Source organism: Shinella sp. GW821-FHT11G07 (assembly GCF_058808115.1).
The window spans coordinates 203,050-224,663 of the sequence record NZ_JBXARJ010000010.1; the positions used below are offsets into that span (position 1 = coordinate 203,050).

At 62.6% G+C, this 21,614-nt stretch carries 20 protein-coding genes; 6 read left to right on the top strand and 14 right to left on the bottom strand.

The features are described 5' to 3' along the window. Nucleotides 1–39: 39 nt before the first annotated feature. From AC1RT2_RS20590 to AC1RT2_RS20605, 4 genes are all read right to left on the bottom strand, one after another. Nucleotides 40–1,059 (bottom strand): septal ring lytic transglycosylase RlpA family protein, encoded by a 1,020-nt coding sequence (locus AC1RT2_RS20590; RefSeq protein ID WP_493104879.1) that lies wholly within the window; start codon nt 1,057–1,059, stop codon nt 40–42. 227 nt (nt 1,060–1,286) lie between these two features. Continuing rightward, a complete protein-coding gene (locus AC1RT2_RS20595; protein ID WP_069058856.1) occupies nt 1,287–1,502 on the bottom strand; it encodes a hypothetical protein in 216 nt (71 codons plus the stop codon). Nucleotides 1,503–1,672: 170 nt separating this feature from the next. Further along, nucleotides 1,673–2,080 (bottom strand): cupin domain-containing protein, encoded by a 408-nt coding sequence (locus AC1RT2_RS20600; RefSeq protein ID WP_493104882.1) that lies wholly within the window; start codon nt 2,078–2,080, stop codon nt 1,673–1,675. A gap of 79 nt (nt 2,081–2,159) precedes the next feature. Next, the gene (locus AC1RT2_RS20605; protein WP_069058854.1) at nt 2,160–2,687 is read right to left on the bottom strand and encodes a single-stranded DNA-binding protein; all 528 of its coding nucleotides are present in this window, start codon (nt 2,685–2,687) and stop codon (nt 2,160–2,162) included. A 288-nt stretch (nt 2,688–2,975) separates the two neighbouring features. On the opposite strand from AC1RT2_RS20605, the gene uvrA reads away from it, so the two are divergent. Genes uvrA through AC1RT2_RS20620 form a run of 3 tightly spaced genes read left to right on the top strand, consistent with a single transcriptional unit; the run spans nt 2,976 to nt 7,374 of the window. Beyond that, the gene (uvrA, locus tag AC1RT2_RS20610) at nt 2,976–5,894 is read left to right on the top strand and encodes an excinuclease ABC subunit UvrA (protein WP_493104884.1); all 2,919 of its coding nucleotides are present in this window, start codon (nt 2,976–2,978) and stop codon (nt 5,892–5,894) included. Nucleotides 5,895–5,900: 6 nt separating this feature from the next. Beyond that, the gene (locus tag AC1RT2_RS20615) at nt 5,901–6,524 is read left to right on the top strand and encodes a glutathione S-transferase family protein (RefSeq protein WP_493104886.1); all 624 of its coding nucleotides are present in this window, start codon (nt 5,901–5,903) and stop codon (nt 6,522–6,524) included. Nucleotides 6,525–6,561: 37 nt separating this feature from the next. After that, nucleotides 6,562–7,374, top strand: coding sequence for a DUF72 domain-containing protein (locus AC1RT2_RS20620; RefSeq protein WP_493104888.1), 813 nt, complete (start codon nt 6,562–6,564; stop codon nt 7,372–7,374). Here AC1RT2_RS20620 and AC1RT2_RS20625 read toward each other — a convergent pair whose 3' ends face one another. Both AC1RT2_RS20625 and AC1RT2_RS20630 read right to left on the bottom strand, forming a co-directional pair. Then, the gene (locus AC1RT2_RS20625; protein WP_493104890.1) at nt 7,375–8,274 is read right to left on the bottom strand and encodes an EamA family transporter; all 900 of its coding nucleotides are present in this window, start codon (nt 8,272–8,274) and stop codon (nt 7,375–7,377) included. Between the two features lie 184 nt (nt 8,275–8,458). Next, on the bottom strand, nt 8,459–9,946 hold the full coding sequence (locus AC1RT2_RS20630; RefSeq protein ID WP_493104973.1) for an NAD(P)H-hydrate dehydratase: 1,488 nt from the start codon (nt 9,944–9,946) through the stop codon (nt 8,459–8,461). Between the two features lie 367 nt (nt 9,947–10,313). Here AC1RT2_RS20630 and AC1RT2_RS20635 point away from each other — a divergent pair, with 367 nt between their 5' ends. Both AC1RT2_RS20635 and glnA read left to right on the top strand, forming a co-directional pair. After that, nucleotides 10,314–10,652, top strand: coding sequence for a P-II family nitrogen regulator (locus AC1RT2_RS20635; protein WP_003515720.1), 339 nt, complete (start codon nt 10,314–10,316; stop codon nt 10,650–10,652). 59 nt (nt 10,653–10,711) lie between these two features. Next, nucleotides 10,712–12,121 (top strand): type I glutamate--ammonia ligase, encoded by a 1,410-nt coding sequence (glnA, locus tag AC1RT2_RS20640; RefSeq protein WP_069058849.1) that lies wholly within the window; start codon nt 10,712–10,714, stop codon nt 12,119–12,121. A gap of 85 nt (nt 12,122–12,206) precedes the next feature. Here the strand turns inward: glnA and AC1RT2_RS20645 are convergent, their stop codons facing one another. Beyond that, nucleotides 12,207–13,244 (bottom strand): TAXI family TRAP transporter solute-binding subunit, encoded by a 1,038-nt coding sequence (locus AC1RT2_RS20645; RefSeq protein WP_493104893.1) that lies wholly within the window; start codon nt 13,242–13,244, stop codon nt 12,207–12,209. 42 nt (nt 13,245–13,286) lie between these two features. Then, a complete protein-coding gene (locus AC1RT2_RS20650) occupies nt 13,287–14,318 on the bottom strand; it encodes a hypothetical protein (RefSeq protein WP_493104896.1) in 1,032 nt (343 codons plus the stop codon). A 155-nt stretch (nt 14,319–14,473) separates the two neighbouring features. On the opposite strand from AC1RT2_RS20650, the gene hspQ reads away from it, so the two are divergent. Beyond that, a complete protein-coding gene (hspQ, locus tag AC1RT2_RS20655) occupies nt 14,474–14,806 on the top strand; it encodes a heat shock protein HspQ (protein ID WP_069058846.1) in 333 nt (110 codons plus the stop codon). A 100-nt stretch (nt 14,807–14,906) separates the two neighbouring features. Here the strand turns inward: hspQ and AC1RT2_RS20660 are convergent, their stop codons facing one another. The 6 genes from AC1RT2_RS20660 to pcsA are packed head-to-tail and all read right to left on the bottom strand — an operon-like array spanning nt 14,907 to nt 21,366. Beyond that, on the bottom strand, nt 14,907–15,977 hold the full coding sequence (locus AC1RT2_RS20660) for a BMP family ABC transporter substrate-binding protein (protein WP_493104898.1): 1,071 nt from the start codon (nt 15,975–15,977) through the stop codon (nt 14,907–14,909). A gap of 44 nt (nt 15,978–16,021) precedes the next feature. Continuing rightward, nucleotides 16,022–16,942: an ABC transporter permease gene (locus AC1RT2_RS20665; protein ID WP_493104900.1), complete on the bottom strand. Its 921-nt coding sequence runs from the start codon at nt 16,940–16,942 to the stop codon at nt 16,022–16,024. Further along, nucleotides 16,942–18,033: an ABC transporter permease gene (locus tag AC1RT2_RS20670; RefSeq protein WP_493104903.1), complete on the bottom strand. Its 1,092-nt coding sequence runs from the start codon at nt 18,031–18,033 to the stop codon at nt 16,942–16,944. Before AC1RT2_RS20670 ends, AC1RT2_RS20665 begins: the two co-directional genes overlap by 1 nt. Further along, nucleotides 18,023–19,621 (bottom strand): ABC transporter ATP-binding protein, encoded by a 1,599-nt coding sequence (locus AC1RT2_RS20675; protein ID WP_493104905.1) that lies wholly within the window; start codon nt 19,619–19,621, stop codon nt 18,023–18,025. Before AC1RT2_RS20675 ends, AC1RT2_RS20670 begins: the two co-directional genes overlap by 11 nt. 29 nt (nt 19,622–19,650) lie before the next feature. Next, nucleotides 19,651–20,622, bottom strand: a complete 972-nt coding sequence (locus tag AC1RT2_RS20680; RefSeq protein ID WP_493104907.1) for a quinone oxidoreductase family protein — start codon at nt 20,620–20,622, stop codon at nt 19,651–19,653. 21 nt (nt 20,623–20,643) lie between these two features. Beyond that, nucleotides 20,644–21,366 (bottom strand): phosphatidylcholine synthase, encoded by a 723-nt coding sequence (pcsA, locus tag AC1RT2_RS20685; protein ID WP_493104909.1) that lies wholly within the window; start codon nt 21,364–21,366, stop codon nt 20,644–20,646. Nucleotides 21,367–21,614: the final 248 nt, after the last annotated feature.

Consider the following 21,614-nt stretch of genomic DNA (forward strand, 5'->3'; position numbering starts at 1 on the left):
CCGACCGCATTGCGCAAACGGCTTTGGGAACGCGGGCGATCAGCCCGCGTTGTCGGCAAATGCGGAAAGCGGCGTCAACTGGCCGTCCATCGTCAGGATGGCATCGAAGGCGCCGGCAGCGTCGCGCACGCGCTCGTCCGCATAGGCCGCCGCATAGCTTGGCTCAGCGGAAAGCTGGGGCACGAAATTCGGTCGTTCGATCGGCAGCGGGCCGATCTCCGGCAGCATGACGAACTGTTCCATCACCTGGAAGGCCTCGGCTGTCGGGGCCGTCTTGGCGAGCGCCGTCATCGTGCTCTTGTCGGGCACGGTCAGCACGTTTTCTTCCGTGCCGACGCCAGGCAGCGAGCGGTTGTCGGCGGAAGCCACCATGACGCCCGTTGCGATCTGGCCGCCCGGATCGACTGCCGGCACGCGTGATCCCTTCGGAATGTAGGAGGCCATGAGATACGGCATGTCGTGGCCGTCAAGGCGGGCCTTGCCGACATATTGCACGCGCACCTTTGCCGTGCCGGTGCGCTTCATGTCGAGCAGATCCGCTGTCTTCGACGAAACGTCGATCACCCGGCCCTCATGGTAAGGGCCGCGGTCGTTGACACGCACGATGACGGAGGTTCCGTTTTCCATGTTGGTGACGCGCGCATAGCTCGGCAACGGGAACGTCGGGTGCGCGGCGGAGAGATGGTACTTGTCGTAGACTTCGCCATTCGCCGTCTTGCGGCCGTGGAAGGCTGAACCGTACCACGACGCGAGACCTGTCTTGTTGTAACCAGGCTCTTCCTTCGGCTGGTACCACTTGCCGCGAACCTGATAGGCCTTGCCAACCTGGTAGCGGCCGCCACCCTTTGGCACGGCCTGGCCTTCTTCCACGACGCGCGGACTTGCCTTCACGCCATACTCGGATTCAGAAAAGAATTCCTTGCTGCGCACCTTCTTCTTCGGCGCGGGCGTCGTCGTCGTCGCGCAGGCAGCTAGGCTCGCGCAGATCAGAGGAATAGCCAGCAATCTCAAGCTCTTGCCGAACCGGATCGCATTTTTCTCGAAAGTTTTATGTCCCACGCCGCTATTGTCCCCGACGGTGTGCCAGCCAACCTGTCTTGCCCCTGCAAGCCGGCCGTCAATGCCACTCAGTAAATAACAGTACGTTAATCATGCCAATAAGATGGCAAAATTGCGAATGGATGCAAAGCTGGGAAAGAGCTTGTTTGATTTATGGTTTCCATATGGTTAAGCGCCCGCCGTAGCCGGGCGAGCGCTCATTGGAAATTGGGATAGCGATTGCGGCGTCAGGACGACGGCACTTGCAGCACGTCGAAAATCTGCTCGGGGTCACGCACGCCATGCCGATACAGCGTGATGATCGATCGCGCGAGCGAACGGGCCCGGGCCTCGTCGAAGGCAGGGCTCCTGGTTGCCGTCAATCGTGTGAAAACGCCCTGCAGAACATCCAGATCCTGCGGTTCGAACATGCCGATATGCGTGGGGTCTCGAAGCACGTCCATTGCGACCTCCCCTTTTCACATCCAGCCGGCGATATTGCTTTCGGGTGTGCGGGAATTTTAGGCCCGGAATGCGTCAGCAACAAGTCGGGAAAAGTTGTAGCGCCGCTTCCGGTTAACCGGCTGAGTTATGGGTCTTTTCGGGACACTGAAACGGTGATGAGCCCGCGCCGTCAGGGATTGTCGGCGAACCATTTGGTGATCGCCGGCATGTTTTCCTCGAACCCGCCCGGCAGGAAAACGTTGAGCAGGCCGACGCGCTCGTCCGTGCGATTCTCGAAATCATGCATGATGGTGGCCGGAATACGCACGAAACTGCCGGAAGGCGCATCGAACCATTTATCGCCGGCCAGGATGCTGGCGACACCGGCGATCACATAGAACAGTTCGACATTGTCGGCATGGAAGTGGGCGCCAGGACCCGTCGTATTCGGCTCAAGCCACCATTCGGAAACGCTGTAGGCGCTGCCGGTTTCGCCGTGATCCGCCTTGAAAACCGCCGTCATGGCGCCGAGTGGATAGGTTCGCCCCTCGCCCGGCCGCAGGAAAAGCACATCTGCGGCCGTCTTCTCATCGCTCATAACACGCCTCCGCCAGCATGACCCCGCCGGAGGCGCGTCGAACATCAGCCGGCGTGAACGCCGGTCATGTCCGTCGTTCTCAGAACGGGATGTCGTCATCCATATCGCGCGAGAGCGGCGAACCGCCCGAACGGCTGCCGCCACCGGCGCCGCCGCTGCTTCCGCCGCCCGAAGACGGGCGCGAACCGTAGTCGTCGTAGCTCGGTGCGCCGCCGCCGAAATCGCTGCCGCCGCGCCGCTCGCCGCCGCCTTCACCGCGACCGTCGAGCATGGTCAGCGTCGAGTTGAAGCCCTGCAGCACGATTTCCGTCGAATAGCGGTCGTTACCGGTCTGGTCCTGCCACTTGCGGGTCTGCAGCGCGCCTTCGATGTAGAGCTTGGCGCCCTTCTTCACATATTGTTCGACGACCTTGCACAGGCCTTCGTTGAAGACGACGACATTGTGCCATTCCGTCTTTTCTTTGCGTTCGCCGCTGTTGCGGTCGCGCCAGGTCTCAGAGGTCGCGATCCGCAGGTTGGCGATCGGCCGGCCGTCCTGCGTCCGACGGATTTCCGGGTCCGCACCGACATTCCCGACCAAGATCACCTTGTTGACGCTTCCAGCCATACCCATACTTCCCGTTGTCGCGTCGGGCTTTGGCGCCCGACATCATTTCACACCATGAATGCGGCATCTTATCGGCTGCCGTGCGCCAGCGCCGCCCCGCGTGACTATAATCCACAGATCAATTGCAAAAATTCGTTCTTTTTTTGTTCTAATAATTCCCTACACTCTTGTCAACCGAATCGGAAACGGGCACGGATTCCTTCGACCGCGCATGGACACGCCCCAACCGGTTCCTACATAGGGGCAACCCCTAAATCGAATGCGCAAGAACTTCTGACGCTGGATATCATGAGCGAACTCAAGACAATTTCCATTCGCGGCGCCCGCGAACACAATCTCAAGGGCATCGATCTCGACCTGCCCCGCAACAAGCTGATCGTCATGACCGGGCTGTCAGGCTCCGGCAAATCGTCGCTTGCCTTCGACACGATCTATGCCGAGGGCCAGCGCCGCTATGTCGAGAGCCTCTCGGCCTATGCGCGCCAGTTCCTCGAAATGATGCAGAAACCGGATGTCGACCAGATCGACGGGCTGTCGCCGGCCATCTCCATCGAGCAGAAGACGACCTCGAAGAACCCGCGCTCGACCGTCGGCACGGTCACCGAGATCTACGACTATATGCGCCTGCTGTTTGCGCGCGTCGGCGTGCCCTATTCGCCGGCAACGGGCCTGCCGATCGAGAGCCAGACGGTCAGCCAGATGGTCGATCGCGTCATCGATTTCGGCGAAGGTACGCGCCTCTACATCCTCGCGCCCATCGTGCGCGGCCGCAAGGGCGAGTACAAGAAGGAACTCGCCGAGCTGATGAAGAAGGGCTTTCAGCGCGTCAAGGTCGACGGCCAGTTCTACGAGATCGCCGATGTGCCTGCGCTCGACAAGAAGTACAAACACGACATCGACGTGGTGGTCGACCGCGTCGTCGTGCGGTCGGATCTCGCCTCGCGCCTGGCGGACAGCCTTGAAACCTGCCTCAAGCTCGCCGAGGGCCTGGCGATCGCGGAGTTCGCCGACAAGCCGCTGCCGGTCGAGGAAACCTCCGCCGGTGGCTCGGCCAACAAGTCGCTGAACGAGACGCATGAGCGCGTGCTGTTTTCCGAAAAATTCGCCTGCCCGGTCTCCGGCTTCACGATCTCGGAAATCGAGCCGCGGCTCTTTTCGTTCAACAACCCCTTCGGCGCCTGCCCGACCTGTGACGGCCTCGGCAGCCAGCAGAAGATCGACCCGGAACTCATCGTTCCGGAAACCGAACGCACATTGCGCGACGGCGCCATCGCGCCCTGGGCAAAATCGTCCTCACCCTACTATAACCAGACGCTGGAGGCGCTGGGCGCCGCCTATGGGTTTAAACTTTCCAGCCGTTGGTCGGAACTGACGGAAGCGGCGCAGAGCGCCATCCTGAACGGCACCAAGGAAAAGATCGAGTTCAACTACAAGGACGGCGCACGCTCCTACAAGACGGTGAAAACCTTCGAAGGTATCGTGCCGAACCTCGAGCGCCGCTGGAAGGAAACGGACTCCGCCTGGTCGCGTGAAGAGATCGAGCGCTACATGTCTGCCGCGCCCTGCCCGGCCTGCAACGGCTTTCGCCTGAAGCCCGAGGCACTGGCGGTAAAAATCAACAAACTGCATATCGGCGAAGTGACGGCCATGTCGATCCGCGTCGCGCGCGACTGGTTCGATGTGCTGCCGGAGAACCTCAACACCAAGCAGAACGAAATCGCGGTGCGCATCCTCAAGGAGATCCGCGAGCGCCTGCGCTTCCTGAACGATGTCGGCCTCGAATATCTCTCGCTGTCGCGCAATTCCGGCACGCTGTCGGGTGGCGAAAGCCAGCGCATTCGTCTCGCCTCGCAGATCGGCTCGGGCCTCACGGGCGTGCTATACGTGCTCGACGAGCCCTCCATCGGCCTACACCAGCGCGACAATGCCCGCCTGCTCGACACGCTGCGGCATCTGCGCGACATCGGCAACACGGTGATCGTGGTCGAGCATGACGAAGACGCCATCCTGACAGCGGACTATGTCGTCGACATTGGCCCCGCCGCCGGCATTCACGGCGGTGAAGTCATCGCGCAGGGCTCGCCACAGCAGGTGATCGCCAATCCGGCCTCGCTCACTGGCAAGTATCTGTCGGGCGAGCTTGCCGTCGCGGTGCCCGCGGAACGTCGCAAGCCGAAAAAGAAGAAGGAAATCAAGGTCGTCGGCGCGAAAGCCAACAACCTCAAGAATGTCACGGCCGCCATCCCACTCGGCGTCTTCACCGCGGTCACCGGCGTGTCCGGCGGCGGCAAGTCGACCTTCCTGATCGAGACGCTCTACAAGTCGGCGGCGCGGCGCATCATGGGCGCGCGCGAAATTCCGGCCGAGCACGAGCGCATCGACGGCTTCGAATATATCGACAAGGTCATCGACATCGACCAGTCGCCGATCGGCCGCACGCCGCGTTCCAACCCCGCAACCTATACCGGCGCCTTCACGCCGATCCGCGACTGGTTTTCCGGCCTGCCGGAGGCGAAGGCGCGCGGCTACCAGCCGGGCCGCTTCTCGTTCAACGTCAAGGGCGGACGCTGCGAGGCCTGTCAGGGCGACGGCGTCATCAAGATCGAGATGCACTTCCTGCCCGACGTCTACGTCACCTGCGACGTCTGCCACGGCAAGCGCTACAACCGCGAAACGCTCGACGTCACCTTCAAGGGCAAGTCGATCGCCGACGTGCTGGACATGACGGTGGAGGAAGGTGTCGAGTTCTTCGCTGCCGTGCCGGCGGTGCGCGACAAGCTGGTGACGCTCAACCAGGTTGGCCTCGGCTACATCAAGGTCGGCCAGCAGGCAAACACGCTGTCGGGTGGCGAGGCGCAGCGCGTCAAGCTCGCCAAGGAGCTTTCCAAGCGCTCGACCGGCCGCACGCTCTATATCCTCGACGAGCCGACCACCGGCCTGCATTTCCATGACGTGGCAAAGCTGCTCGAAGTGCTGCACGAACTCGTCAACCAGGGCAACTCCGTCGTGGTCATCGAGCACAATCTCGAGGTCATCAAGACGGCCGACTGGGTCATCGACTTCGGCCCCGAAGGCGGTGACGGCGGTGGCGAAGTGATCGCGGAGGGCACGCCGGAGGACATCGTGAAGGTGGAACGCTCCTATACCGGCCATTTCCTGAAGGAACTGCTGGAGCGCCGTCCGATGAAACGGGTGGCGGCGGAGTAGGTTTTGATGATCCTGATCGGCCAGTACGACTCGTCCTATGTACGCCGTGTGGCGATTGCCATGCGGCTCTACGGCCTGCCGTTCGAGCATCGGCCCTGGTCGGTGTTCAGCGAGGGCGAGAAGGTGCAGGCGATCAATCCGCTGATGCGGGTGCCGACGCTGGTGCTGGATGATGGTGACGTCGTGGCCGACAGCAATTCGATCCTCGACTACGTGGACGGCCTTGTTCCGGCAGACACGCGCCTGCTGCCGCAGGCCGAGCCGGAACGGCGGCAGGCGCTGAAGGTCATGACCTTTGCCACCGGCTTCGCCGACAAGGGCGTCAGCCTGTTCTACGAACTGCATCTGCATCAAACGCCCTCGGACTACTTCGCCGAACGCTGCCGTTCGCAGATTGGCACGGTGCTGACCGCGCTCAATGCGGAGCGCGCCGTGCGGCCCGGACAGTTCTGGTTCGGCCGGATCACCCATGCGGACATTGCGGTTGCCTGCGCCTGGCGGCATATCAGCGAGGCCCATCCGGGCCTTATCGACCCAGCGGCCTATCCGGCGCTCGCCGCGCACTGCACCGGCATGGAGGCCCTGCCGGTGTTCCAGGAGATTTCGCAACCTTTCATCGCGCCGGCGTGAACCGCGCCGCCATCCTGTCTGTCGAGGAGAGCAAGACATGAGCACATCCGGCACCATTCGCACCGGCATCGGCGGCTGGACCTTCGATCCGTGGGAAGGCACGTTCTACCCGGAGAAACTGACGAAGAAGCGGCAGCTCGAATTCGCCAGCCGCGAACTGACGGCAATCGAGGTCAACGGCACCTATTACGGCTCACAGAAGCCGGAGACCTTCGCCAAATGGGCCTCCGAAGTGCCGGACGGGTTTATCTTCTCGCTGAAGGCCAGCCGTTTCACGACCAACCGCAAGGTTCTGGCCGATGGCGGCGAGTCGGTCGAAAAATTCCTGACGCAGGGTTTGACCGAACTCGGCGATCACCTCGGGCCGATCCTCTGGCAGTTCCCGCCGACCAAGAAGTTCGAGCCGGAGGATTTCGAGGGCTTTCTGAAACTCCTGCCGGAAAAGCTGGATGGCCTGACGCTGAAACATGCGCTGGAAGTGCGCAACGATACGTTCCTCGTGCCGGAATTCGCGGCCCTTGCCCGCAAGCACAAGGCCGCGATCGTCTACGCGCAGCATGAAGATTATCCCGAGATCGCCGACGTGACGGCGGATTTCGTCTATGCGCGCCTGCAGAAGGGATCCGACGACATCGAGACCTGCTATCCGCCAAAGGCGCTGGACGAATGGGCGGCACGGCTGAAGGACTGGGCGAGCGGCGGCGAACCATCGGACCTGCCGAAGAACGACCCTGACACCAAACCGGCCCAGAAAGCGCGCGACGTTTTTGCGTTCTTCATCACCTCCGGCAAGGTGAATGCGCCGAACGGTGCGCGAGAGTTGCAGAAGCGCACCCAGCCACGGGCCTGACTATCCGGCCTTGTGCGGCGACGGCGACGCGCGCAAGCGATCGAGCAGTCGCGGGCCGAGCACCGTCAGGATGAGGCCGCAGACGACGAGGACCGCGCCGGCGAGACGTTGAGGCCCAAAACTCTCGCCGAGCGCCAGGGCCGAAAAGCTCATGCCGAACACCGGCACGAGCAGCGAGAACGGGGCGACGGTGGCGACGCCGTGTTTTCGGATCATCAGGCCCCAGACGCCGAATCCGAAGATCGTGGCAATGTAGGCGATATAGGCCACCGCGCCGACGCCCTGCCAGGTGAGTGCCTGGAGGGCGGCGATGTCCCTGTCCAGCCCTTCCGTCGCCAGCGAGATGATCGCCAGCGGGATCGGCGGCACGAGGCTCACCCAGACCATCAGCGCCAGCATGTCGACATTGCCGGCCTTGCGCGTCAGCATGTTCGAGAAGGCCCAGGCAAGGCCGGCAGCAATCACCAGGGCGAGGCCGAGATAGGTGAAGCTTCCGTCCACCGTCGTGGCGATCACGGCCATGCCGGCAAAGGCGATGAGGATGCCGGTGATCTGCGCCGGGCGTGGGCGGGTGCCGTAGAACACGGCAGCGAGCGCGACGGTGAAGAAGGCTTGTGATTGCAGGAGCAGCGAGGCAAGGCCGGCAGACACGCCGACATCCATGCCGATGAACAGCAGGCTGAATTTCACCACGCCCAGCACAAGGCCGATGCCGAGGATGATCCGCCAGGACACTGCCGGACGGTGCAGGAAGAACACCAGCGGCACGGCGGCAAAGAGGAAGCGCAGTGCGGAAAACAGGATCGGCGGGAAATTTTCGATGCCGACTTTGATGACAACGAAATTGAAGCCCCAGACAATGGCGACGAGCACGAGCAGCGCGATATCGATCAAAGTCATGGGACAGTCTTCCGCTTCGGGGCTGTGGGGCAAGAGCGTTTCGGATCGCGCTCGCGCCTCTACTGAATTTGCTTAACGGGGAATGCCCGGCGCTCAAAGTCATTAGATTTGATCGAAGCTATTCAGAGCGTTGATACGCGTGCCTGAGGCCTGCAGGCCGCTTCACTTGACGTCAATGCAATGTCTAGATTTGGCTTAGGCCACCCAGAGCGCTGACGAGATCCTCGGCCGTCAGCCCTTCGCCGGCTGTTCGCCCGGCCTCACCATGACACCAGACGGCGCTGGCGGCGGCTTCGAAGGCGGGCATGCCCTGGGTCAGGTGGGCGCCGACGATGCCGGCGAGCACGTCGCCGGAGCCGGCGGTCGCCAACCAGGGCGGCGCATTCTCGTTGACGAGGGCGCGGCCGTCCGGTGCGGCGATCACCGTATCAGCCCCCTTGAGGACGACGGCGGCATTGCTGCGGGCGGCGGCCTTCTGAGCGCGCTCGATCTTCGAAAGGCTTCTGTCGGCGGCAAGATCGGGGAAAAGTCGTGCGAACTCGCCGTCATGCGGTGTCAAGACCAGCCGTGTGCCGGAGGCGGCGAAGAGACGGAAGAGCGAAACAGGATCGTCGCGAAACGCGGTGATGCCATCAGCGTCCAGAACGAGGTGGCGACCGCTTTCGGCGAGACGGCGGACATAGCGCCTTGCCTTTTCCATATCCCCGAAGCCTGGGCCAAGCACGAAGGTTTTCAGCCGCTCGTCCGCCAGCAAGGCCGCAAGGTCATTCTCGCTATCGAGCGGCTTGAGCATGACGCTCGTCACCTGGGCCGCGTTGGTGGCGAGCGCGTCGCTTGGCGACAGCAGCGTAACGAGGCCGGCACCGGCGCGCAGGCCGGCCATGGCGGAGAGCCGTGCAGCCCCCGTGGCTGTCGCCCCGCCGGAGAACACAGCGAGATGGCCGCGCACATATTTGTGGGTTGCGCCCGTCTCGGTGGGAAAGGCTACCCGCCAGAGGGCGGGCGTGTTCACCCGGCTGTGGCCGGCATGCCGGGCGAGGACGCGGCCGGGAATGCCGATATCGAAGACCACCACCTCGCCGGCCAGCGTCCGGCCGGGCAGCAACACATGGCCGGGCTTGCGGCACATGAAGGTGACGGTCGCCACCGCCTCGAAGGCCTGCCCCCGCACCTGGCCGGTGCGGCCGTCGATGCCGGAGGGCAGGTCCACGGCGAGGACGGGCAGGACGTTTTTGCGCACGGCCTCGATGGTGCGGATGACCGCGTCGGGCAGATCGCGCGACAGGCCCGCGCCGAACAGCGCATCGATGACGACATCGCCAGCTAGGGGTGTGTAATCGGCAAGGGGAAGGACCGCAGCGTTGAAACGGACAAAGGCTTCTGCCGCATCGCCATTCAGCGCCGCCGGATCGCCGAAAGCGTAGACGGCGATGGCGGCTCCGGCTTCCTGCAGGGCGCGCGCAGCGACATAGCCATCGCCGCCATTGTTGCCCGGCCCGCACAGCACGGCAAAGCGCAAGACGCCCGGAAAGCGGCGAAGCGCGGCGGCGGCAACCGCCTGCCCTGCCCGCTCCATCAGACCGTAGCTCGAAAGGCCCGACGCGGCGGCGTCGCGGTCGATGCGGCCCATGTCGTCGGGCGTGAGGATCAGCGTATCGATTTCTCTGTGCATGCCCCACCATGCCCGCAAAGCCATGGGACAGACAAGCGCAATGCCGACGGTGAAGGAATTAGCCTTCTTTTTATGCATTTGCATAATCGGCATGCTCGGATTTGCAGCTTTTGGCGCCACCCTTCGGCACGGCAATCCGGTGCGGCGGTCCGCGGGCGCAGAAAGTGACAATTTTTAGGCAGATTCCGCTGGCCCTTTTTTCGGGAAAGCCCCATCATCCCCGGCGTGAGGACGAACGTTATGGTGAAAGAGAGGGGTTTTCCCTGATCTGGAACAGATAACGCCTAGACTTGGCATGTTATGTGCATTTGAAGTGAGCAGCGGGCGAAATCCTGCGCAAACGGGAGAAGCGGAGAGACATTTTCTCATGAAAAAGATCGAAGCGATCATCAAGCCCTTCAAGCTCGATGAGGTGAAGGAGGCTCTTCAGGAAGTTGGCCTGCAGGGTATCACGGTCACCGAGGCGAAGGGATTTGGACGCCAGAAGGGGCACACGGAGCTTTACCGTGGTGCCGAATACGTTGTCGACTTTCTGCCCAAGGTGAAGGTCGAGGTCGTGCTGGCGGACGAGAACGCGGAGGCCGTCATCGAGGCGATCCGCAACGCGGCCCAGACCGGCCGCATCGGCGATGGCAAGATCTTTGTCTCCAACGTCGAAGAAGTCATCCGCATCCGCACCGGTGAAACCGGCGTCGACGCCATCTAATCCGCCCGGCCGTTCGGCCGAGGCTTCCACCTCGTCATCTCACACAGGGACTGCAAAACATGACGACTGCCAATGATATCCTCAAGCAAATCAAGGAAGATGATGTAAAGTTCGTCGATCTGCGCTTCACCGACCCGCGCGGCAAGATGCACCACGTCACGATGGACGTCGGCATCGTCGATGAAGACATGTTCGCGGATGGCGTCATGTTCGACGGTTCCTCGATCGGCGGCTGGAAGGCGATCAACGAGTCCGACATGGTGCTGATGCCCGATCCGGCGACGGTCCACGTCGATCCGTTCTTCGCGCAGTCGACGCTCGTCATCATGTGCGACATTCTCGACCCGGTCTCGGGCGAATCCTACAACCGCGACCCGCGCGGCACCGCCAAGAAGGCCGAAGCCTACCTCAAGGCATCCGGTATCGGCGACACGGTCTATGCCGGCCCAGAGCCGGAATTCTTCGTCTTCGACGACGTCAAGTACAAGGCCGACCCGTACAACACGGGCTTCAAGCTCGACTCGTCCGAACTGCCGTCCAACGACGACACCGACTACGAGACCGGCAACCTCGGCCATCGTCCGCGCGTCAAGGGCGGCTACTTCCCGGTTCCGCCGGTCGACTCGTGCCAGGACATGCGCTCGGAAATGCTGACCGTGCTGACCGAGATGGGCGTCACCGTCGAAAAGCAGCACCACGAAGTGGCGGCCGCCCAGCACGAACTCGGCGTCAAGTTCGACACGCTGGTGCGCAGCGCCGACAAGGTGCAGATCTACAAGTACGTCGTGCACCAGGTCGCCAATGCCTATGGCAAGACGGCAACCTTCATGCCGAAGCCGATTTTCGGCGACAACGGCTCGGGCATGCACGTCCACCTGTCGATCTGGAAGGACTCGAAGCCGACCTTCGCCGGCGACGAATATGCCGGCCTGTCGGAAAGCTGCCTCTACTTCATCGGCGGCATCATCAAGCACGCCAAGTCGATCAACGCCTTCACCAACCCGACGACGAACTCCTACAAGCGTCTCGTCCCGGGTTATGAAGCACCGGTTCTACTGGCCTATTCGGCCCGCAACCGCTCGGCATCGTGCCGCATTCCGTTCGGCACGGGCCCGAAGTCCAAGCGCGTCGAAATCCGCTTCCCTGACCCGCTCGGCAACCCCTATCTCGGCTTTGCATCCATGCTGATGGCTGGCCTCGACGGCATCAAGAACAAGATCCATCCGGGCAAGGCCATGGACAAGGATCTCTACGACCTGCCGCCGAAGGAACTCAAGAAGATCCCGACCGTCTGCGGCTCGTTGCGCGAAGCCCTCGAAAGCCTCGACAAGGATCGCAAGTTCCTGACCGCCGGCGGCGTGTTCGACGACGACCAGATCGATTCCTACATCGAGCTGAAGATGGTGGAAGTCATGCGTTACGAAATGACCCCGCACCCGGTCGAGTTCGACATGTACTACTCCGCCTGATCGGCGCTCCCGTCTTCGGACGGGAGGACCTTCAGACGAAAAACCCGGCCAATGGCCGGGTTTTTTGTTGTCACTTTTCAGGATGTTATTGCTGGAGCCGCTGCTTCAGGAGGTTCAGGTATTCCTCGTTGGAATCATCCGCAGCGCCGTCGGTGGCGTTGCCGGCGGCCGGCTTGCAGGCGGGCTTGTAGTCCATCGCCATGCCGGCCTTCACGCAGACCCCGACCTGCCAGCCTGGCGGCAGCGCCGTCAGGTCCACGGTCTTCCACTTCGGGTGGCCGGTTGTCCTGAGTTTGTCGAGGCCACTGAGGATGAGGCTGGAGAAATCGGAGACGGTCTTGCAGCTGTCGCGGTGATAGGCGTTGCGCTTGACGTCGTAGTCATAGGTCATCATCACGGCCTTGACGGCAATGAGATCAACCGGCTGGTCCTGGAAAGAATAGGTACCGGCCTCGATGCGCGACGGCGTGTAGGTCGCCAGCAGCGGCGCCTCGGTGATCGGCACGAGGTGGAACTTCGTCTTGTCGATCGTGTCGCCGGAAAACAGCGCGGCAGGGGCGCCCGCGACGTAGAAGAAGGCGTCGATCTCGCCGGACAGCAGTTTCGGCAGCGCCTCGTCGGGGTTGATGTCCATGCGCGCGCCGGCCTTCACCTGAAGGATGTCCATGATGAGCGTCGCGGTCAGAAACGTGCCCGAATCCTTCTTGCCGACGGCGATCTTCTTTCCGGCAAGGTCCTTCATGCTGTTGATGTCCTTGCGCGCCAGGACGTGGATTTCCTCGTTGTAGAGCGGGAACATGATGCGCACGCCCTTCACGGCCTTCTGCACCTCCGGGTCGTTGGCCTCGAAGGTCTTCAGGTATTCCAGCACATCGCTCTGCACGATGCCGAACTGCGTGTTGCGCCGGTTGCGCACGCCGACGAAGTTCTCCAGCGAGCCGGCACTTTCGACGACGTTGAGCTTCAGCCCGCACTCGGCGCCCAGCGTGGCAAGGTCGCGGCCGATCTTGATATAGGTGCCCTGCGGACCGCCGGTCATGATGTTGCGGTCGAATTCCTGCGCCAAAACCCCGCTCGCGGACAGCGCAAGGCCAAGTGCGGCCGAAAGAACAGATCGCTTCATCAAAATCTCCTTCCCAGAGGCGGCGGCCGAACCGCCGAGAAACTAGCAGTCGCTGTCGAGGTCGCGCATCAGGTTGCGCAGCGCCAGAACCGGTACGCGCCGCAACGCGCCGCTGAGCGCCTTGGTCACACATTCCCCGGAGACCAGCGTTTGTTCAAGTTGGGCGCGTTGCGCACTGCTCAATCGGTCGAGGCCGGGCGTGTTGTCGATCGCCAGTGCCACCAGCACCGCGCTGCGCGGGTTGCGCGCCTGGCCGGGCTTTTGATTGTCGATCACCACCGGCTTGTTGCCGCCGCCCTCCGGTTCGCCCCGCACGGTGGCGGCGCGCGCAGCACTCTCAAGCGCGCTGATGCGCGCCGTCAGCGATACGTTGCGCGTCTTGAGTTCGGCGATCTCCTTGTCCTTGCGGGCAATCTCGTCGCGGAGCGCCGGCAGATCCGTCGTGCGGATCGTGTCCTGGGCGCGCTGCGCCTCCTCGAGTTCGCGCCGCAAGGCATCCTCTGCCGCCTGGCGGTCCTTCTCGGCGCTTTGCGAGCTGGTCTGCTGATTGCGGGCAGCGGTCAGGGCTTTTTCCAGCCGGGCGATTTCGTCGGCCCGCAGCGAGAGCTGCCGGTCACGATCGCGAACCGCTTCCTCGGCCCGCGTCTTCAGCGCCTCGGCGTCGGCCACGAGCTGCTTTGCCAGTTCCAGTTCGTTCCTGAGTTCCGGTACCACCGTCTCGGTCAGCCGGGCGTTTTCGGCCAGCGCCACGGCGGCATCGCCGGTTCCGGCATTCTTGCGCAGGGCGTCGAGCTGGCGCTGCAGCGCGCCGTTCTCCTCGCTCAGGGCCTGGGCTTTCTGGGTGTTTTCCTCGACCTGAGCCACGCGCGCATCGAGCTCCTTGGCAAGGTCGGCAATGCGCTGGTCGCGCGCTTCGATTTCGTTGGTGGGAACGGCGCCATCCATCATGCGAAACGCGCCATAGCCGCCCGCCGCCCCCAGCGCCAGGCTGACCACGGAGGCAAACAGGATGCCGCCAATACCACCGCCGCTTGCCGGCCGCCCGCTACCGCTCCTGCCCCATTGATCGTTCATGCCATCCAACCCGCCTGAGACGTTGCCCTTCGAGGTACGCCGAAACGCATGGGCGCGCAAGCACCGCAAACCTCTGCATGAAGAACGTATGAAGAGGCGGAACTATTGATGTTTTTGCGCAATTACCCAAATATGCAGGGAAAGGTAGGTACGCCATGAAGATGCGTGACGCAAAATTTGCAATCGGCGACGTGGTCCGCCACAAGGTTTTTCCCTTCCGTGGCGTGATCTTCGATGTCGATCCGGAATTCTCCAACACCGAAGAGTGGTGGAACGCCATTCCGGCCGAAATCCGGCCCTCGAAGGATCAGCCCTTCTACCATCTCTTCGCGGAAAACGACGATTCGGAATATGTCGCCTATGTCTCCGAGCAGAATCTCGTTGCCGACGACAGCGACAAGCCGATCCGTCATCCGCAAGTTCGCGCCTTGATGGATGGCGAAGAAGGGCATTATCGCTGGAAGGAACAGAGCGGCATCTTCCACTAGCCGTCCTCTCGTCCCCGCAGCAGCTTTGACAGGAATTCTCTTGCCACAAACAAAAGGCGCCCCGAACGGGGCGCCTTTCTTATGATCCGTGCGTTGCCGCTTACTTCGGCAGCTGATCGTCCACGCCGGCGATGTAGAAGTTCATGCCGAGCAGCGTGCCGTCGTCGGAGACGGCGCCGGCAGCCAGCCAGTCCGAGCCGTCCTGCTTCTTGATCGGGCCGGTGAAGGGGTGCAGTTCGCCCGAGCGGATCTTGGCTTCCGCCTCTTCCGCCAGCTTCTTCACGTCATCCGGCATGTTGGTGTAGGGCGCCATGGTGAGAATGCCGTCCTTCAGGCCGTCCCAGACCGGTTCCGGCTTCCAGGTGCCGTCGAGAACGGCTTTGGTGCGCTTGATGTAGTAGGCGCCCCAGGTGTCGACGATCGCCGTCAGCTGCGTTTCCGGGCCTGCCTTGATCATGTCCGATGCCTGGCCGAAGGCCTTGATGCCGCGCTCAGCCGCGACCTGCATCGGCGCGGTGGTGTCGGTGTGCTGCGTCAGGATGTCGACGCCCTGGTCGATCAACGCCTTGGCCGCGTCGGCTTCCTTGCCGGGGTCGAACCAGGTGTTGGCCCAGATGACCTTGACCTTGAAGTCCGGGTTGATCGACTGGGCGCCGTGAACGAAGGAGTTGATGCCCATCACGACTTCCGGGATCGGGAACGAGGCGATATAGCCGGCAACACCCTTTTGGGACATCTTCGCGGCAATCACGCCCTGAATGTAGCGGCCTTCATAGAAGCGCGCATTGTAGGTGCCGACATTGGCGGCCGACTTGAAGCCCGTCGCATGCTCGAACTTCACGTCCGGGAATTTTTCCGCGACCTTGATCGTGGCGTCCATGAAGCCGAACGAGGTGGTGAAGACAAGCGCGCAGCCGGAGCGGGCCATGCGCTCGATCGCGCGCTCGGCATCCGGGCCTTCCGGCACGTTTTCGAGGAACGGCGTTTCGATCTTGTCGCCGAACTCCGCCTGGAGCGCCTGGCGGCCGATATCGTGCGCCTGGGTCCAGCCGCCATCGGTCTTGGAGCCGACATAGATAAAGCAGATCTTTGTTGTATCCTGGGCGCTGGCTGCGGCGGCAAAGCCGAGAACGGCGGCCGACGAGGCGAGAGCGAGAATGATTTTCTTCATTTTATCCTCTGTAGGTTAGGAGTGGTTGTTTCTTCTTGTTCTTCTCACCGATCGGGCACAAACGGCTTGCCGAGAGAGGCAGGCGTGTTGATCAGCGTCATGCGCCGATTGTGTGATATCAGGATTAGTACGATAACCGTGGCGAGATAGGGAAGAGCCGACAGGAACTGCGACGGGATGCCGATGCCGAGCGCCTGAGCGTGCAACTGGCTGATCGACACCGCGCCGAAGAGATAACCGCCCGCCAGCAGCCGCCAGGGCCGCCACGAGGCGAAGACGACGAGCGCCAGCGCGATCCAGCCGCGCCCGGCCGACATGTTTTCCACCCACTGCGGCGTGTAGACGAGCGACAGCTGCGCACCGGCAAGGCCGGCACAGGCGCCACCGAACATCACGGCGAGATAGCGCGTGCGGATGACATGGATGCCGAGCGCATGGGCCGAACCATGGCTGTCGCCGATGGCGCGCAGCTTCAGGCCGGCGCGGCTCTTGAACAGGAACCAATTCACGCCGAAGACCAGCGCGATCGACAGGTAGAAGACCAGATCCTGCTTGAACAGCAGCGGTCCCAGGAACGGGATATCGGACAGCAGCGGAATGACGATCGGCTGCAGCTTGATGCCGGACATGCCGACATAGGGCTCGCCGATCTGGCCGGATACGCCCAGACCGAGAATGGTGAGCGCCAGACCCGTCGCCACCTGGTTGGCGACGAGCGTCAGCGTCAGGAAGCCGAACAGCAGCGAGAACAGCGCGCCGCAGGCAATGCCGGCAAGGATGCCGATATAGGGCGAGCCCGTCGCCTGCGTTGCGGCGAAGGCGAGCACCGCCCCCATCACCATCATGCCCTCGACGCCGAGATTGAGCACGCCCGAGCGTTCGGCAACGAGCTCGCCGAGCGAGGCCAGCACCAGCGGCGTCGCCGCGGTGATGACGGTGAGCAGGATCGCTTCGATGATACCCATCAGTGCGCTCCTTCGCTGGATTGGCGGAAGCGGGAGAAGACCAGCCGGATCTTGTACTGGATCAGCGTGTCGCAGGAGAGCACGAAGAACAGCAGCAAGCCCTGGAAGACCCGCGTGACCTTGTCGGAAACGCTCAGCGTCAGCTGCACCGCCTCACCACCCACATAGGTCAGCGCCAGGAACAGGCCGGCGGCGACGATGCCGAGCGGATTGAGGCGGCCAAGAAAGGCAACGATGATCGCGGTGAAGCCATAGCCGGGCGAGATGATCGGTTGCAGCTTGCCGATGGTGCCGCTGACCTCCGAAATGCCGGCAAGGCCAGCGAAAGCGCCGGAGAGCAGCATCGAGAACCAGATCATGCGCTTGGAGGAGAAGCCGGCAAAACGCCCTGCCCGCTCCGATTGGCCGAGCACGGTGATCTCAAAACCCTTCAGTGTGTAGCGCATCATGATCCACAGCCCGATGGCGGCGATGATGGCAAAGGCGAAGCCAAGATTGGCGCGGCCCGACGCGATCATTTCCGGCAGGATCGCTTCCGGCGCGAAATCCCGCGTTACCGGGAAATTATAGGCATCCGGGCTGCGCCAGGGTCCACGCACCAGCCAGTCGAGGAAGAGCTGGGCGATATAGACCAGCATCAGGCTCGTCAGGATCTCGTTGGTGTTCATATGCGCCTTGAGGAAGGCGGGAATGCCGGCATAAAGCGCGCCGCCGATCATGCCGAAGATCAGCATCAGGGGCAGGACGAGCGACGAATGCCATTCATGAAAAACGACGGGCACGATGGCGCCGGCAATGGCGCCGGCGATGAACTGGCCCTCGGCACCGATATTCCAGTTGTTCGAACGGTAGCAGATCGACAGGCCGGCGCCGATCAGGATCAGCGGCGCTGCCTTGATGGCGATCTCGTGCAGCGACCAGACGTCGAGCAGCGGTTCGATGAAGAAGCTGTAGAGCGCGGATGTCGGGCTTTTGCCGAGAAGCGCGAACATGATGCCGCCGGCAATTATGGTCAGCGCCAGCGCGATGAACGGCGACAGGAGGGAGAACAGCGTCGAGGGATTGGCGCGTTTTTCAAGTTCAATGTGCATGGGCCACCTCGCCTTCCGTCTTGCCGTACATGCCGCCCATGAGCAGGCCAATCTTTTCGCGCGTCAGTTCATGAGCCGGGTAAGCATCGGAAAGCCGCCCCTCGTTGACGACGGCGATTTCGGTGGCGACTTCAAAGATTTCGTCGAGGTCCTGGCTGATCACCAGCACCGCCGAGCCGGATTTGGCGAGATCGACCAGCGCCTGACGGATACGGCTTGCAGCACCGGCATCCACGCCCCAGGTCGGCTGGTTGACGATCAGCACCGCCGGTTGACGGTCGAGTTCGCGGCCGACAATGTATTTTTGCAGGTTGCCGCCCGACAGTGAGCCGGCTGCCGGGTTTTCGCCGCTCTTGCGCACGTCCATCGTTTCGGAAATGCGCTTCGAGGCGATGCGCACGACGGCCTGGCGGATGATGCCGAGCAGGCCGCCGGCCAGAAAGGTTTTCCGGTCCGACTGGCTGCGTGCCAGAACGAGGTTGTCGGAGAGTGGCAGCGCCGGAACGGCCGCATGGCCATGGCGCTCCTCCGGCACAAACCCCGCACCCATCAGACGCCGCGCCGTGATGCCGAGATTGCCGGCGGCCTTGCCGCGAATGAAGACGGCCGACGCGTCCGCCGCCGGATACTCGCCGGAAAGCGTATCGAAAAGCTCGCCCTGGCCGTTGCCGGCGACGCCGGCGATGGCCAGAACCTCGCCGCCCCGCACCTTCAGACAGACATTCTTCAGCGTAACGGCGAAGGGCGTGCGCGCCGGCACGCTGAGATGTCGGGCTTCGAGCAGAACCTCGCCCTTGGTGTTGGTACCGGCCGCCGTCACCGAGGCGACGTCGCTGCCGACCATCATGCGGGCCAGCGAGGCCGGAGTTTCCTGGCGCGGATCACAGGCGCCGGTCACCTTGCCGTGGCGCAGCACGGTCGCACGGTCGCAGATGCGCTGCACCTCTTCCAGCCGGTGGCTGATATAAAGCACCGAGCGCCCCTCGGCCTTCAGCTTGGCGAGCGTTTCGAACAGCCGGTCGGCCTCCTGCGGCGTCAGCACGGAGGTCGGCTCGTCGAGGATGATCAGTTCCGGGTTCTGCAACAGCGCCCGCACGATCTCGATGCGCTGGCGCTCGCCGACCGAGAGATCGGCGACATGGGCCTTCGGATCGAGCGGCAGGCCGTAGAGATGCGACAGGCGCGAGGCCTCTTCCGCCACCTTGGACAGCGAAATGCCGGGGCTCAGAGACAGCGCGATATTCTCCGCGACCGTTAGCGCCTCGAACAGCGAAAAATGCTGGAAAACCATGCCGATGCCGAGGCGGCGCGCAGCACCGGGGCTTGGTATGCGGACGGGTTCGCCCTTCCACAGGATATCGCCGCTGGTCGGCGCCAACACGCCAAAAAGCATCTTGACGAGGGTGGATTTGCCCGCACCGTTTTCGCCCAAAAGGGCGTGGATTTCTCCGGGCTGAATCTCTAGGTCGATGCCGTTACACGCGGCAAACGAACCGAATAGCTTTGTCAGGCTGCGGACAGCCAGCAATGCGCTGCCCCTGCCCCCGGATGCTCCAACGGCTGACACTCTGCCCCTCTTTCCTGCCATCTCAGCCCTTGCCGCCCGTTCGGGTCGTGTCAGGGAATGAGCAATGTCGTTCCACTCGTTTTTCTTGCTTCCAGATCCGTGTGCGCTCGGCCGGCCTCGGCCAACGGATAAGTCTGATGAATATTGATACGCACTTTGTTGCTTTGCACAATATCAAAGAGCGAGTTTGCACATGCATCGAGTGCAGCGCGCGTCGCAATGTAAGCGAAGAGTGTCGGCCGCGTCGCGTAGAGCGAGCCCTTCTGCGCAAGCAAGCCCATGTTGAAGGCATCGACCGGCCCGGAGGAATTGCCGAAGCTGACGAACAGGCCGCGCGGCTTCAGGCAGTCCAGCGATTTCGGGAACGTATCCTTGCCGACGGAATCGTAGACGACGTCGACACCCGCGCCGTCCGTCAACTCACGCACCCGCGCGGAAAAATCTTCCGTGCCGTAGTTGATGACATGGTCGTAGCCATGCGCGAGCGCCAGATCGATCTTGGCCTGCGAACCGGCCGTCCCGATCACCGTTGCGCCGAGCGCCTTCGCCCATTGCCCCGCAATGAGGCCGACACCGCCCGCTGCGGCATGAAACAGGATCACGCTGCCGGGCTTCACCTGGTAGGTCTGAAGCAGCAGATATTGCGCCGTCATGCCCTTCAGCATCATCGCCGCCGCCGTTTCGAGCGAAATGCCGTCCGGCACCTTCACCAGATGCTTCGTCGCGACGTTCCGCTCGGCCGCATAGGCGCCGTCCGCCGAGGCATAGGCCACGCGGTCGCCGATGGCAAAATCCGTGACACCCTCGCCGAGTGCAGTGATCGTGCCCGCACCTTCCTTGCCCGGAATGAACGGCGGCTCCGCCTTGTAGAGGCCGGTGCGGAAATAGACGTCGATGAAATTGAGCCCGACCGCGGCCTGCCTGATCTGCACTTCGCCCGGACCTGGAGCATCGAGCGCAACGTCCTCGAGCTTCAGCACGTCGGGGCCGCCGAGACTGCGGATGACGATCGCCTTGGTCATGCTTATCTCCCGATTGTTCTGTTACCGGCCGAGGCTCGGAATCGCCTGCAGCACGGCGCCGATGACATAGAGGTAAAGACCCGTGCCCACGACACCCCAGACGACCCAGGCCGGCGTGTCGAAATGCAGGAGAAGCGCATAGCCGCTGAGCAGCGACCACAGGAAGAAGACGGCGAGATTGATGGGCCGCAGCCGCTGGACCCGCACGGGGTGCAGGAAGTTGATCGGCATGAAGGTGAGGAAGACGGAAACGAAGACGATGATCGATGCCGTCAGTTCGCTCGCCTGGATGACGAAGAGCGTGAACACCACCATGTTCCAGACGACCGGGAAGCCGGAAAAGAAATATTCATCCGTCTTCATGCCCATGTCGGCATAGTAGATCGCGCTCGACACCACGATGGCACCCGCCGCCACGAAGGACCACGGCTCGCCGATCATGCCGCTCTGGTAGAGCGCGAAGGCCGGTAGCAGCACATAGGTCACGTAGTCGATGACATTGTCCAGCGTATCGCCGGACCAGTTCGGCAGCACTTCCTTGACGCGCACCTTGCGAGCGATCGGCCCGTCGATGCCATCGACGAGCAGCGCCAGACCAAGCCACCAGAACATATCGACGAAGCGATGTTCCGCGGCTGCGACGACGCCGAGAAAGGCCAGGAACGAGCCCGACGCCGTCAGGATATGGACGGAAAAGGCGCGAATTTCCGCATAGGGCACGCGCTTGTAGTTGAAAAACTTCATTGCCGTTCGCAGTCCATCCCTTGGGGCTTTTCTTCGGCCGCAACTCGCCGAGCACGCCCTCTTGCGCGGTCACTGCCGGTAATATGCATTGATTGCCCGTCATCGCCAGTGAAAAACCGGCGCTTTCCAGGCGAGTTTCTGCCCTGCGCCGATTCACCCCATGGAAATTGCCTCTTTGCCGGCCTACCTTTCCCGAAGTACAAGCACCGCAAATCTGTGGGTAACACTTTGATATTTCGGAGATCGGT